Origin of the sequence: Streptomyces sp. NPDC007856, from assembly GCF_042868225.1 — a bacterium.
GTDB lineage: Bacteria > Actinomycetota > Actinomycetes > Streptomycetales > Streptomycetaceae > Streptomyces.
The window spans coordinates 168686-181878 of sequence record NZ_JBIAEC010000015.1 but is presented as its reverse complement, the minus strand read 5'-3'; the positions used below and the strand labels follow the sequence as shown (position 1 = coordinate 181878).

Here is a 13193-nt window from a genome sequence, read left to right as displayed (position 1 = left end):
GGCGATGACGGAGACCGAGGGACTGTACGTACCGCCGGGCCACGGCCGTGTCGTCGAGACACCGGCCCAGCGGGTGACGTTCAAGGTCACCGGCATGCACTCGCGGATGGCCTCCACCTTCGAGGTGGAGGTCCCGCCGGGCTTCGACGTGGGCGCGCATGTGCACACGCGCAGCGAGGAGCTGTTCTACGTCCTGGAGGGCGAACTGGACGTCCTCGCCTTCGAGCCACGCATCCGCACCCCCGACAACTGGCAGAGGTGGGAGTCGAGTTCGGGCAGCCGCGTGGTGCGGGCGACTCCGGGTACGGTCATCGTCGTACCACCGGGGTGCCCGCACGCGTTCGCCAATCCGACGGACACCCCGGCGAAGATGTTCTTCCAGGCCGCTCCCCCACCGGATCACGAGCGCTACTTCGAGGAACTGCTGGAGATCCTGGGGAACGGGGGGCCGCCGGACCAGGAGGCGATCGAGGCCCTGCGGGCCAAGTACGACATCGAGCAGCTGACGCCGCTCAGGCATCGCTAGCGGATGGGCATGCCGGAGAGGGTGCGGGCGATCACCAGCCGCTGGATCTCGCTCGTGCCCTCGAAGATCGTGTAGATCGCGCTGTCCCGGTGCATGCGCTCCACCGGGTACTCCCTGGTGTAGCCGTTGCCGCCGAGGATCTGGATGGCCTGGGCGGTGACCTTCTTCGCCGTCTCGCTGGCGAACAGCTTGGACATGGAACCCTCGGCCGCGGTGAACGGCTTGCCGTTGACCGCCATCCAGGACGCACGCCAGACCAGCAGCCGCGCCGCGTCGATCTGCGTGCGCATGTCCGCCAGCTGGAAGGCCACGCCCTGGTTGTCGATGATCGGCCGGCCGAACTGCTCGCGGGTCGTGGCGTAGTCGAGGGCGACCTCGTACGCGGCCCGGGCGGTGCCGACCGCCATGGCGCCGACCGCCGGGCGGGACGCCTCGAACGTGGCCATCGCCGCGTTCTTGACGCGCTCCCCGCCCTTCGCCGCCTTCTCCCGCGCCCGGGCGAGCCGCTCGTCCAGCTTCTCCTTGCCGCCGAGCAGGCAGGAGCCGGGAACGCGGACGTTGTCGAGGACCACCTCGGCGGTGTGCGAGGCGCGAATGCCGTGCTTCTTGAACTTCTGGCCCTGGGCCAGGCCCGGCGTGCCCGGCGGGACGATGAAGGAGGCGTGGCCCTTGGAACCCAGTTCCGGGTCGACGCTGGCGACGACGACGTGGACGTTGGCAATGCCGCCGTTGGTCGCCCAGGTCTTCGTGCCGTTGATCACCCACTCGTCCTTGGCCTCGTCGTACACGGCGCGCGTGCGCATGGAGGCGACGTCGGAGCCGGCGTCGGGCTCCGAGGAGCAGAACGCGGCCACCTTGACGTCGTGGACGTCGCCGTACATCTGCGGGATCCAGGTGCCGATCTGTTCCTCGGTTCCGTTGGCGAGAACGCCCACGGCGGCCAGGCCGGTGCCCACAATGGACAGGGCGATGCCCGCGTCGCCCCAGAACAGCTCCTCCATGGCCATCGGGATGCCGAGGCCGGTGGGGTCGAAGTACTGCTGCGCGTAGAAGTCGAGGGAGTAGATGCCGACCTTCGCCGCCTCCTGGATGACCGGCCAGGGAGTCTCCTCGCGCTCGTCCCACTCGGCGGCCGCGGGGCGGATCACGTCGGCGGCGAAGCCATGGAGCCAGTCCCGGACTTCCTTCTGTTCGTCGTTGAGCTCCATGGTGAACTCGGCCATGTCCCCTCCAGCGGCGGCGGTGCGATGTTACTAGCGGTAACCCGAGTCTGTTACCGGCGGGTAGGAAAAGTCAACCGGTGATGACGTCTCGGCATCCCGTTCGATGTCAGGGGCACAGTCAGTGTTAGTTTGCGCAGGCGTCACCGAATCAGCACGGGTGGGGAGAGCTCATGGACACCACACAGCGGACCGATCAGCAGCGGTCCGCCGACCGCCGACGGCGCGAGCTGCTGGAGGCCGCCGACCGGGTGGTGCTGCGCGACGGTCCACAGGCGTCGATGAACGCGATCGCCGCGGAAGCCGGCATCACGAAGCCGATCCTTTACCGTCACTTCGGCGACAAGGGGGGCCTTTACGCCGCCTTGGCCAAGCGGCACACGGATGCGCTGCTCGATTCGCTCCGGGCGGCGCTGGACGCTCCGGCCGAGCGGCGGGAGCGGGTGGAGTCGACGCTGGACACGTATCTCGCCGCCATTGAGGCACGGCCTCAGGTGTACCGGTTTCTGATGCATCCGGCGGAGGGGAGCGCGGGTGCCGAGCAGGGCTTCGACGTCGGCAAGCATTCGGCGCCGTTGCTCCGCAGGATGGGCGAGGAGCTGGCTCAGGTCATCGAGGAGCGGGTGGATCTCGGGCCGGAGAGTCAGCAGCTCGCCCGGGTGTGGGGACATGGGATCGTCGGGATGATGCATGCGGCCGGGGACTGGTGGCTGGGTGAACGCCCCTGTTCCCGGAGCGAGTTGGTGCGGTCTCTGGCTGATCTGCTGTGGGGTCGCCTTGCGGCGGCGGGGGACAGAATAGGAGGTCCGGGATTCTGACGGCCGTTCCCCGTGTGCGGCTGCGCGGGGGCTCAGCGCGTTCCCCGCACCCCTTGAGCCGGACCACTCGCCCGGTGCCATGAAGCCCGCCTGATCCGCCTCGCCAATCCGCGCTTGCGCCAACCCGTGAGGTGGTCGGCGTACACCCGGCCCTGCAGATGGTCGCACTCGTGCTGCAGACACCGCGCGAAGAACCCCGTGCCATGCACGGTCACCGGCTCCCCCGTCACCGTGAGACCCTCGACCACCGCATGGTCGTACCGCTCGGTCCCCGCCTCCAGACCCGGCAGGGACAGGCACCCCTCGGGTCCCCGGATCACCACCCCGTCCGTCTCCACCAGACGCGGGTTCACCACATGTCCCAGATGCCGGACATCGTCGTCGTCCGGGCAGTCGTACACGAACACCCGCAGCGGCACCCCCACCTGATTCGCCGCCAGTCCGACCCCCTGCGCCGCGTACATCGTCGCGAACAGGTCCTCCACGAGGACCGCCAGTTCGGGGCCGAATTCGGTGACTTCCCGGCATTGTTCGCGCAAAGCCGCGTCGCCGAGCAGGGTGAGAGGCCGGACGCGCCCGTGGGCGCCCGGAATGGAACCGTGTCGCATGGCGGCAAGGGTACGGTTCGTTCAGCCCATGCCCGCCGCTCAAGGCGTGGGCCGGGATTCGGGTGTGGATACGGATCTCGATAGGCTGAGGTCACACCACGCTGCCGGATGGCCCCAGGCGCGGCGCGTACGCAAGGAGGATCGAGAACTGATGGCAGGCAACTCGGACCCGCTCACGCCGCGGGCCAAGCTGGCCGTGACGGCGGGCAAGGCGGTCGCTGCGGCATCGCGCGCCGCGGGGCGCGGCAGCGGATCGGTGATCGGTGGCCGGGTCGCGCTGAAACTCGACCCCGACCTGCTCGCACGGCTCGCGCAGAACCTGGACGTCGTCCTGGTGTCCGCCACCAACGGCAAGACGACCACCACCCGGCTGATCGCCGAGGCGCTGCGCGCCGCGGGCCCCGTCGTGTCGAACGCGCTGGGCGCCAACATGCCGGCCGGTATCACCTCCGCGCTCGCGGGCGGCTCGGACGCGAAGTTCGGTGTCATAGAGGTCGACGAGAAGTACCTGGCCGGAGTGGCCCGGGACACCGACCCGAAGTGCATCGCCCTGCTCAACCTCTCCCGCGACCAGCTCGACCGTGCCGCCGAGACCCGGATGCTCGCCGAGAACTGGCGCGAGGGCCTGGCCGGGTCCAAGGCCGTGGTCGTCGCCAACTGCGACGACCCGCTGGTGGTGTGGGCCGCCTCCTCGTCCCCGAATGTGATCTGGGTCGCGGCCGGGCAGATGTGGAAGGACGACGCCTGGTCCTGCCCGTCCTGCGGTGGCGTGATGCAGCGCCCCGGCGACGACTGGTTCTGCGGCGAGTGCGGGTTCCGGCGGCCGACGCCGACCTGGGCGCTGTCCGGGGACCACGTACTGGATCCGCACGGGTCCGCCTGGCCCATCCATCTGCAGCTGCCGGGCCGCGCCAACAAGGCGAACGCCGCCTCCTCCGCGGCCGTCGCCGCCGTCTTCGGTGTGCCGCCGCAGGTCGCCCTGGAGCGGATGTACCAGGTGCAGGCCGTCGCGGGCCGCTATGACGTCGTGCAGTTCCAGAACCGCGATCTGCGGCTGCTGCTGGCCAAGAACCCCGCCGGCTGGCTGGAGACGTTCTCCCTGATCGACCCGCCGCCTGCCCCGGTGATCCTGTCCGTGAACGCACGCGGCGCCGACGGCACCGACACCTCCTGGCTGTGGGACGTCGACTACACCCGGCTGACCGGCCACCCGATCTTCGTCATCGGCGACCGGAAGCTGGACCTCGCCGTCCGCCTGGAGGTCGCCAATCAGCACTTCCAGGTCTGCGAGAACCTCGACCAGGCCGTGCAGATGTGCCCGCCGGGCCGGATCGAGGTCATCGCGAACTACACCGCGTTCCAGGACCTGCGCCGCCGCGTCGGCAACTGATCTTCGAAGGGCGATCACCTCATGAGCGACAACCAACTGCGGCTGGTGTGGATCTACCCGGACCTGCTGAGCACCTACGGCGACCAGGGCAACGCCCTCGTCGTGGAGCGCCGGGCCCGGCAGCGCGGCCTGGACGTGGCCCGGCTCGACGTGCGCAGCGACCAGCCGATCCCGACCTCCGGCGACATCTACCTGATCGGCGGCGGCGAGGACCGTCCGCAGCGGCTCGCGGCCGAGCGGCTGCGCCGGGACGGGCATCTGAACCGCGCGGTGGAGAACGGCGCGATCGTCTTCTCCGTCTGCGCCGGCTACCAGATCCTCGGCCACGAGTTCATCAACGACCTCGGCCAGCGCGAGCCGGGTCTCGGGCTGCTCGACGTGGTGTCCGTACGCGGCGAGGGCGAGCGGTGCGTCGGTGACGTGCTCGGCGACATCGACCCGCGACTGGGCCTGCCGCAGCTGACCGGCTTCGAGAACCACCAGGGCGTCACCCACCTCGGCCCCACCGCCCGCCCCTTCGCGCAGGTGAAGATCGGCAACGGCAACGGCACCGGGGACGGCACGGAGGGCGCATACAACGGGACCGTCTTCGGCACGTACATGCACGGCCCGGTGCTCGCCCGCAACCCGCTGATCGCCGACCTGCTGCTGAAGCTGGCACTCGACGTCAACGCACTGCCGCCGACCGACGACCGCTGGTACGAGGCGCTCCGCAACGAGCGCATCGCGGCCGCGCAGCAGCCCGCGTAAGCGGCGCGACAGCAAGACTTCAGCAACATCTCAGCGCGGTCCGGCAGCCTGGTAGCGGGCCCGCCTGACGGCCCGTCCGCTCACATGTGCGGGCGCGTCCAGCAGGCGGACGCCCGCTACGGAGCCACCCCCTCACGCCGGTAGGGTGGCCGGGAATCCGCCGGACAACGTGGTCCGGTTACCCGGCCCACGTTGAGAAGGTATTTCGGGCTATGCGCATTGGTGTCCTCACGTCCGGCGGCGACTGCCCCGGCCTGAACGCCGTCATCCGGTCCGTCGTGCACCGTGCCGTCGCCGACCACGGCGACGAGGTCATCGGTTTCCGGGACGGCTGGAAGGGCCTCCTGGAGTGCGACTACCTCAAGCTCGACCTCGATGCCGTGGGCGGCATCCTGGCACGCGGCGGCACCATCCTCGGCTCCTCCCGGGTCCGCCCGGAGCATCTGCGGGACGGTGTCGAGCGGGCCAAGGGGCATGTCGCAGAGCTCGGCCTCGACGCGATCATCCCGATCGGCGGTGAGGGCACCCTGAAGGCGGCCCGGCTGCTGTCGGACAACGGGCTGCCGATCGTGGGCGTGCCCAAGACCATCGACAACGACATCGCTGTCACGGACGTCACCTTCGGCTTCGACACGGCCGTCACCGTGGCGACGGAGGCCCTGGACCGGCTGAAGACCACCGCCGAGTCCCACCAGCGCGTGCTGATCGTGGAGGTCATGGGCCGGCACACCGGCTGGATCGCGCTGCACTCCGGCATGGCGGCCGGCGCCCACGCCATCGTCGTCCCGGAACGGCCCTTCGACATCGAGGAGTTGACCAGGCAGGTCGGCGAGCGGTTCGAGGCGGGCAAGCGGTTCGCCATCGTCGTCGCGGCCGAGGGCGCCAAGCCGAAGGCCGGCACCATGGACTTCGACGAGGGCGGCAAGGACATCTACGGGCACGAGCGCTTCGCCGGGATCGCCCGGCAGCTGTCGGTCGAGCTGGAACAGCGGCTCGGCAAGGAGGCGCGGCCGGTGATCCTCGGTCATGTGCAGCGGGGTGGCACGCCGACGGCGTACGACCGGGTGCTGGCGACCCGTTTCGGCTGGCACGCGGTGGAGGCCGTGCACCGGGGTGAGTTCGGGCGGATGACGGCTCTGCGCGGGACCGACATCGTGATGGTCTCCCTCGCGGAGGCCGTCGAGACCCTGAAGACCGTTCCGGTGGAGCGGTACGACGAGGCGGAGTGCGTGCTGTAGTTCGGTGGCGCACAAACCGCCCCCGGTCACGACCATGACCGGGGGCGGTCCTACTCTTGGGGCGGACAACTCGCACAACCCCCACGAATCAGGAGCCGCCGGATGGATCACAGCGGGCACGGCATGATGATGGATCTGCCGCCGTTCACGCTGGGGCGGGGGCTGGAGTGGTCCACTGACCCGTTCTTCCTCGTCGCCTGTCTGCTCGGACTCGCCCTGTACGGCTGGGGTGTCGTACGGCTGCGGCGGCGCGGGGACGCCTGGCCGGCCGGGCGTACCGTGGCGTACGTCGCGGGTGTGCTGACCGTCGCCCTGGTGATGTGCACCAAGCTGAACGACTACGGCATGGTGATGTTCAGCGTGCACATGGTGCAGCACATGGTGATCAGCATGCTGTCGCCGATCCTGATCCTGCTCGGCGCCCCGGTCACACTGGCGCTGCGCGCGCTGCCGACCGCCGGCCGGGGCCGCAAGGGCCCGCGCGAGCTGTTGCTGGCGCTGCTGCACAGCCGCTACACACGGATCGTCACGCACCCGGCGTTCACGATCCCGATGTTCATCGCGAGCCTGTACGTCCTGTACTTCACCCCCTTGTTCGACTTCCTGATGGGGTCGAAGGCCGGGCACATCGCGATGATGGTGCACTTCTTCGCCGTCGGCATGGTGTTCTTCTGGCCGATCATGGGCGTCGACCCGGGTCCGTACCGACCCGGATACGTGATGCGGATGCTGGAGCTGTTCGCGGGCATGCCGTTCCACGCGTTCTTCGGTATCGCGCTGATGATGGCCACGGCGCCGATGGTGGACACCTTCAAGCACCCGTCGGCCTCGCTCGGCATCGACGCGCTGTCCGACCAGAACGCGGCCGGCGGCATCGCCTGGGCGTTCAGCGAGATCCCGTCCGTGCTGGTGCTGATCGCGCTGCTGTTCCAGTGGTACGGCTCCGAGCAGCGGCAGGCCAGGCGCAAGGACCGGGCCGCGGACCGGGACGGTGACAAGGAGCTGGAGGCGTACAACGCCTATCTGGCCTCGCTGAACGCGCGCGAGAGCTGAGTCGCGCGCGAGAGCCGGGGCGGAGCCGTCCCGTCCGGGCCGGAACCGGGGCACCATGGTCATGGACGGACCAAGAGAAGGGTGTCGCGATGCCCGGTTCCACGAACGGTTCCACCAAGGCGATGGGGGCTCTCACGGTCGGCGGGCTCGTCGTGGTGACCGCCTACACGGTCGCGCTCGGCAGCAACGGCTGGCTGTGGTTCGGATGGGTGGTGCTGGGGCTGCTGACGCTCGCCATGATCGTCACCCAGTCGTGAGGGGAACTGTTCGGCGGGGCTGACCTACAGTGCCCGCATGAACAGCAGGACGCCCTCGTTCGACGACCTCGACCGCAAGATCATCACCGCGCTGATGGCGAACGCCCGGACCAGCTTCGCCGAGATCGGCGCGGGCATCGGGCTGTCCGCGACCGCGGTCAAGCGGCGCGTGGACCGGCTCCGGGAGACCGGGGTGATCACCGGGTTCACGGCGACGGTGAAGCCCTCGGCGCTCGGCTGGCGCACCGAGGCGTACGTCGAGGTGTACTGCGAGGGCGCGGCCCCGCCCCGGCGGCTGGCCGAGGTCGTGCGTAACCATCCCGAGATCACCGCGGCCATGACGGTCACCGGCGGCGCCGACGCGCTGCTGCACGTGCGGGCCCGGGACGTGGAGCACTTCGAGGAGGTGCTGGAGCGGATCCGGGTCGAGCCGTTCATCCGGAAGACGATCAGCGTGATGGTGCTGTCCCACCTGCTCCCGGAAAGCCCGGAAGCGGGCGCGACCCACGCCGCACCGGAATGAGGCGAGGCATGCGCAGGAATCATGCGCATCGACCTCGAACAACGCAGCGATGCTGCGCATCTAAGCAGCTTTCCTCGCTTGTCGGCCGTCTGCCTCCCTTTCTACCGTGGTGTGCACCCCCAAGTGACACACAGCAAAGCGGAGGAAACCCTCTGTGTCCGAAAGCCGTGTACAGCGTCCTCGGCGCTTTCTCGTCTGCGAACCCAGACACTTCGCCGTGCAGTACGCGATCAATCCCTGGATGCACCCCGACAAGCCGGTCGACGTGGACCTCGCCCGGGAACAGTGGCAGACGCTCATCCGCGCCTACCGCGCCCACGGTCACACCGTCGAGTCGGTCGAGCCCGTCCCCGGCCTGCCCGACATGGTCTTCGCCGCCAACGCGGCGTTCGTGGTCGGCGGCCGGGTCTTCGGCTCCCTGTTCCACGCGCCGGAACGACGCCCGGAGTCGCTGCACTACGACACCTGGTTCAAGGCCGCGGGCTATGACGTGTACCGCCCGGAGTCGGTGACCGAGGGCGAGGGCGACCTGGTGTGGACGGGCCGGTACGTACTCGCCGGCACCGGGTTCCGCACCACCCGTGAGGCGCACCGGGAGGCGCAGGAGTTCCTCGGCCACCCGGTGATCGGCCTGACCCTGGTGGACCCGTACTTCTACCACCTGGACACGGCGTTGTTCGTCCTCGACGACGACAACATCTGTTACTACCCCGAGGCGTTCTCGGCGGGCAGCCGCGAGGTGCTTCGCCGGCTGTACCCGGACGCGGTGCTCGCCACCCGCGAGGACGCGATGGCGTTCGGCCTGAACTCCGTCTCCGACGGCCGGAACGTCTTCATCGCCCCCCAGGCCGAGGCGCTCGCCGAGCGCCTGGCCGACCACGGTTACGCCCCCGCCCCCGTCGACCTGTCCGAGTTCCACAAGGCCGGCGGCGGCATCAAGTGCTGCACCCAGGAGATCCGCTGATGACCGCACCCGCGCGCACGCGTACGTCCGACGACCTGATCCGAGCGGAGGAGCCGGTCCTCGCGCACAACTACCACCCGCTCCCGGTCGTGGTCGCCCGCGCCGAGGGCACCTGGGTGGAGGACGTCGAGGGCAACCGCTACCTGGACATGCTCGCCGGGTACTCGGCGCTGAACTTCGGCCATCGGCACCCGGCGCTGATCGAGGCCGCGCACCGCCAGCTCGACCAGCTGACGCTGACCTCCCGCGCCTTCCACAACGACCGGCTCGCCCACTTCGCGGAGCAGCTCGCGGAGCTGACCGGCCTCGACATGGTGCTGCCGATGAACACCGGCGCCGAGGCGGTGGAGAGCGGCATCAAGGTGGCCCGCAAGTGGGCGTACGACGTGAAGGGCGTCCCCGCCGACCGGGCGACGATCGTGGTCGCGGCGGAGAACTTCCACGGCCGTACGACGACCATCGTCAGCTTCTCCACCGACGAGACGGCCCGGGCCGGCTTCGGCCCCTTCACGCCCGGTTTCAGGATCGTGCCGTACGACGACCTGGCCGCGCTGGAGGAGGCCGTCGACGAGACCACGGCGGCCGTGCTGATCGAGCCCATCCAGGGCGAGGCGGGCGTGGTCATACCGAGCGAGGGCTATCTCGCCGGAGTGCGGGAGCTGACCCGCCGCAAGGGCTGCCTGTTCATCGCGGACGAGATCCAGTCGGGCCTCGGCCGCACCGGCCGCACGTTCGCCGTCGAGCACGAGGACGTCGTGCCGGACATGCTGCTGCTCGGCAAGGCGCTGGGTGGCGGGATCGTGCCGGTGTCGGCGGTGGTGGCCCGGCGTGAGGTGCTGGGTGTGCTGCACCCGGGCGAGCACGGCTCCACGTTCGGCGGCAACCCGCTCGCGGCGGCGGTCGGCTCGGCCGTGGTCGAGCTGCTTCGAACGGGCGAGTTCCAGCGCCGGGCCACCGAGCTGGGCGTGCTCCTGCGGGACGGGCTGACCGAGCTGGCCGGCCGGGGTGTGGTCGGCTTCCGCTCGCGTGGCCTGTGGGCGGGCGTCGACATCGACCCGGCGATCGGCACCGGCCGCGAGGTCAGCGAGCGGCTGATGCGGGAGGGAATCCTGGTGAAGGACACCCACGGTTCCACGATCCGGCTGGCACCGCCGCTGACCATCACGGCGGAGGAGCTGCGGTCCGCGCTGGCGGCACTGGAGAAGGTGCTGGGTTCGTGACGGCGGTGTGGGGCGGCCGAGGCCGTCCCACACCCTTCGCTCGTCCGCCCGAAGCGTGAAGATTGAGCCAGGAGGGGGTAGACCACTCTCAGCTACAGAGAGGTCGGCCGTGAGCACTCACGAGGAGCAGGACGTTGCCGGGCGCCGGTTCGACGTGGCCGACGCAGCGCCCCTGCTGCTCGACGCGCGGGGCGTGGTGACGCTCTGGACGCAGGGCGCCCAGAGCCTGCTGGAGTACACGGCCGCCGAGGTGGTGGGCACCAGGGTGACCGGCCTGCTGTCCGCCGAGGACGCCGCGCGGGTGCCCGAACTGGCCGAGCGGTGCCGCAGGGACGGCGGTTGGGCGGGACTGCTGACCGCACGGCGCAAGGACGGGCAGCCGATACGGGTGATGGTGCGGATCACCCCGGCGATGGAACCCGGCGGGGCACCGCACTGGCTGGTTCTGGTCTCCGACGTGGCAGGGGAACGCGGCTGGGACATGAGCCGTGGGGTGCTGGAGCAGATGGTGACCGACTCCGCCGTCGGGATGGCGATCGTGGACACCGATCTGCGGTGCGTGTGGTCGAACGAGGCCCTGGAGCGGTTCGGCGGCGGCTCCCCGGCCGAGCGGCTGGGCCGGCGGCTGGCGGAGATCCAGCCGGGCATCGACTCCGCCGACATCGAGACGCAGATGCGGCGTGTGCTGGAGACCGGCCTGCCGGTGGTCGGGTACGAGCATGTCGGCCATGTGCGGTCCGCGCCGCACCGGGAGACGGCGCACATGATGTCGTTCACCCGCCTCGACGACGACCGGGGACACCCGATGGGCGTGTACTACACGGTCGTCGACATCACCGACCGGCACCGGGCCCGGCAGCGGCTGGCCCTGCTGGACCGGGCCGGCGAGCAGATCGGCCGCACCCTGGACATCGTGCGTACGGCACAGGAACTGGCCGACGTGGCCGTGCAGGACTTCGCCGACTTCGTCAGTGTGGACCTGCTGGATTCCGTGTTGCGGGGTGCGGAGCCCGAGCCGCCGAGCGAGATGGACCGGGTGCCGCTGCGGCGGGCCGGGCACCAGTCGGTGAACCCCGGGGTCCCGGAGGCCGTCGTCAAGATCGGCGCGGTGGCCACCTATCTCGCCGGATCGCCCCCGATCCGCAGTCTGACCACGGGTCGGCCCTGGCACGCGGCACGGCTGGACCCGCTGGCCAAGGAATGGGCGACGGACATCCCTGGCGGCCGGATGGCGACCTTCCTGGAGCTCGGTGTGCACAGCGTGATGATCGTGCCCATCCGTGCGCGGGGCGTCACGATGGGCGTCACCACCTTCTTCCGGCGCCACCGTCAGGAGCCGTTCGACGAGGACGACCTGAGTCTCGCCGAGGACCTGGTGTCCCGGGCGGCGGTGTGCGTGGACAACGCCCGCCGCTACACCCGCGAGCGGGAAGCGGCCCTGGTCCTGCAGCGCAGTCTGCTGCCGCGCCGGCTGCCCGAGCAGGACGCGGTGGAGGTGGCCGCCTGCTACCGGCCGGCCGACGAGCTGACCGGCCTGGGCGGCGACTGGTACGACATCATCCCGCTGTCCGCCGCACGCGTGGCCCTCGTCGTGGGCGAGGTGCCGGGACACGGGATCGACGCCGCGGCGGCCATGGGACGGCTGCGCACCGCCGTGCACACCCTCGCGGCGCTCGATCTGCCGCCCGAGGAGGTCCTCGCGCACCTCGACGACCTGGTGGCGCGGATGGCCCGGGAGGAGGGCGTCCGGCCCGAGGACCCGGAGGCCGCCGGTATCCAGGCGGTGGGATCGGGGTGCGTGTACGTCGTCTACGACCCGGTCAAAGGGCAGTGCACGATGGCCGCCGCGGGCCACCCCGCGCCGGCCGTGGTCCTGCCCGACGGCGCCGTCAGCTTCGTCGACCTCCCGCAGGGGCCGCCGCTCGGGGCCGGCGGGCCGCCCTTCGAGGCGGTGGAGCTGACCCTGGCCGAGGGCAGCACCCTGGCCCTGCACACCGACGGCCTGCTGGTCCACGGTGACGGCGACGGGGGCGACCGGGACGACGGCGGGATCGTCGCCGCGGACCGCGACCGGCTGCGCCGCGCCCTGGAACAGCGCGCAGCCACGCTCGACATGAGCTGCCGGTCCGTGGTCGACGCGCTGGTGCCCGCCCGGCCGTACGACGACGTGGCCCTGCTGATGGCCCGCACCAGGCTGCTCGGCGCCGACCAGGTCGCCGACTGGGATCTGCCCGCCGACCCGGCCGTGGTCGCCGAGGCCCGCAAGGAGACCACCCGGCAGCTGGGCGAGTGGGGGCTGGATGAGCTGGCGTTCACCGCCGAACTGGTCGTGAGCGAGCTGGTCACCAACGCCATCCGGCACGCGGAGGGCCCCGTTCGGCTCCGGCTGATCAGAGACCGGGCCGCCCTGATCTGCGAGGTCTCCGACGGCAGCGCCACCGCGCCCCATCTGCGCCATCCGCGCACCACGGACGAGGGCGGCCGCGGACTGCTGCTGGTCTCCCAGTTCGCCGAGCGGTGGGGAACCCGCTTCGTCCCCGGCGGGAAGATCATCTGGGCCGAGCAGTCCACGACGGGCCTGCCGGACTGACCTGCGCGGACCACGCGTACATCGCATGACGGGGGA

General features: G+C 70.5%; 13 protein-coding genes. 11 read left to right on the top strand and 2 right to left on the bottom strand.

The window, feature by feature from the left end; all coding sequences use genetic code 11:
* Nucleotides 1-4 precede the first annotated feature (4 nt).
* Entirely contained in the window at nucleotides 5-526 is a 522-nt protein-coding gene (locus ACFYOH_RS32020) for a cupin domain-containing protein (RefSeq protein ID WP_388632809.1), read from the top strand.
* On the opposite strand, the gene ACFYOH_RS32015 is transcribed toward ACFYOH_RS32020, so the two are convergent.
* The gene (locus ACFYOH_RS32015; protein ID WP_388632806.1) at nucleotides 523-1749 is read right to left on the bottom strand and encodes an acyl-CoA dehydrogenase family protein; all 1227 of its coding nucleotides are present in this window, start codon (nucleotides 1747-1749) and stop codon (nucleotides 523-525) included. The two genes, ACFYOH_RS32020 and ACFYOH_RS32015, sit on opposite strands and share 4 nt — an antisense overlap.
* A 170-nt stretch (nucleotides 1750-1919) precedes the next feature.
* On the opposite strand from ACFYOH_RS32015, the gene ACFYOH_RS32010 reads away from it, so the two are divergent.
* Entirely contained in the window at nucleotides 1920-2564 is a 645-nt protein-coding gene (locus ACFYOH_RS32010; RefSeq protein ID WP_388632804.1) for a TetR family transcriptional regulator, read from the top strand.
* 32 nt (nucleotides 2565-2596) lie between these two features.
* Here the strand turns inward: ACFYOH_RS32010 and def are convergent, their stop codons facing one another.
* On the bottom strand, nucleotides 2597-3172 hold the full coding sequence (def, locus tag ACFYOH_RS32005) for a peptide deformylase (protein ID WP_388632801.1): 576 nt from the start codon (nucleotides 3170-3172) through the stop codon (nucleotides 2597-2599).
* A gap of 151 nt (nucleotides 3173-3323) precedes the next feature.
* Between def and ACFYOH_RS32000 the strand changes: the two genes are divergently transcribed.
* From ACFYOH_RS32000 to ACFYOH_RS31960, 9 genes are all read left to right on the top strand, one after another.
* Nucleotides 3324-4562 (top strand): MurT ligase domain-containing protein, encoded by a 1239-nt coding sequence (locus tag ACFYOH_RS32000; protein WP_388632798.1) that lies wholly within the window; start codon nucleotides 3324-3326, stop codon nucleotides 4560-4562.
* A gap of 21 nt (nucleotides 4563-4583) precedes the next feature.
* On the top strand, nucleotides 4584-5312 hold the full coding sequence (locus ACFYOH_RS31995; protein WP_388632795.1) for a type 1 glutamine amidotransferase: 729 nt from the start codon (nucleotides 4584-4586) through the stop codon (nucleotides 5310-5312).
* 212 nt (nucleotides 5313-5524) lie between these two features.
* Nucleotides 5525-6550, top strand: coding sequence for a 6-phosphofructokinase (locus ACFYOH_RS31990; RefSeq protein WP_388632793.1), 1026 nt, complete (start codon nucleotides 5525-5527; stop codon nucleotides 6548-6550).
* 102 nt (nucleotides 6551-6652) lie between these two features.
* A complete protein-coding gene (locus ACFYOH_RS31985) occupies nucleotides 6653-7603 on the top strand; it encodes a cytochrome c oxidase assembly protein (protein ID WP_388632790.1) in 951 nt (316 codons plus the stop codon).
* Nucleotides 7604-7692: 89 nt separating this feature from the next.
* Nucleotides 7693-7860: a hypothetical protein gene (locus tag ACFYOH_RS31980; protein WP_351607810.1), complete on the top strand. Its 168-nt coding sequence runs from the start codon at nucleotides 7693-7695 to the stop codon at nucleotides 7858-7860.
* A gap of 37 nt (nucleotides 7861-7897) precedes the next feature.
* On the top strand, nucleotides 7898-8383 hold the full coding sequence (locus tag ACFYOH_RS31975; protein WP_351811575.1) for an Lrp/AsnC family transcriptional regulator: 486 nt from the start codon (nucleotides 7898-7900) through the stop codon (nucleotides 8381-8383).
* A 154-nt stretch (nucleotides 8384-8537) separates the two neighbouring features.
* Nucleotides 8538-9347 (top strand): dimethylargininase, encoded by an 810-nt coding sequence (gene ddaH / locus ACFYOH_RS31970; protein WP_388632786.1) that lies wholly within the window; start codon nucleotides 8538-8540, stop codon nucleotides 9345-9347.
* A complete protein-coding gene (gene rocD, locus ACFYOH_RS31965; RefSeq protein WP_388632784.1) occupies nucleotides 9347-10567 on the top strand; it encodes an ornithine--oxo-acid transaminase in 1221 nt (406 codons plus the stop codon). The genes ddaH and rocD overlap by 1 nt, the downstream gene beginning before the upstream one ends.
* 109 nt (nucleotides 10568-10676) lie before the next feature.
* Nucleotides 10677-13157, top strand: a complete 2481-nt coding sequence (locus tag ACFYOH_RS31960; RefSeq protein ID WP_388632781.1) for a SpoIIE family protein phosphatase — start codon at nucleotides 10677-10679, stop codon at nucleotides 13155-13157.
* The last annotated feature ends 36 nt before the right edge of the window (nucleotides 13158-13193 follow it).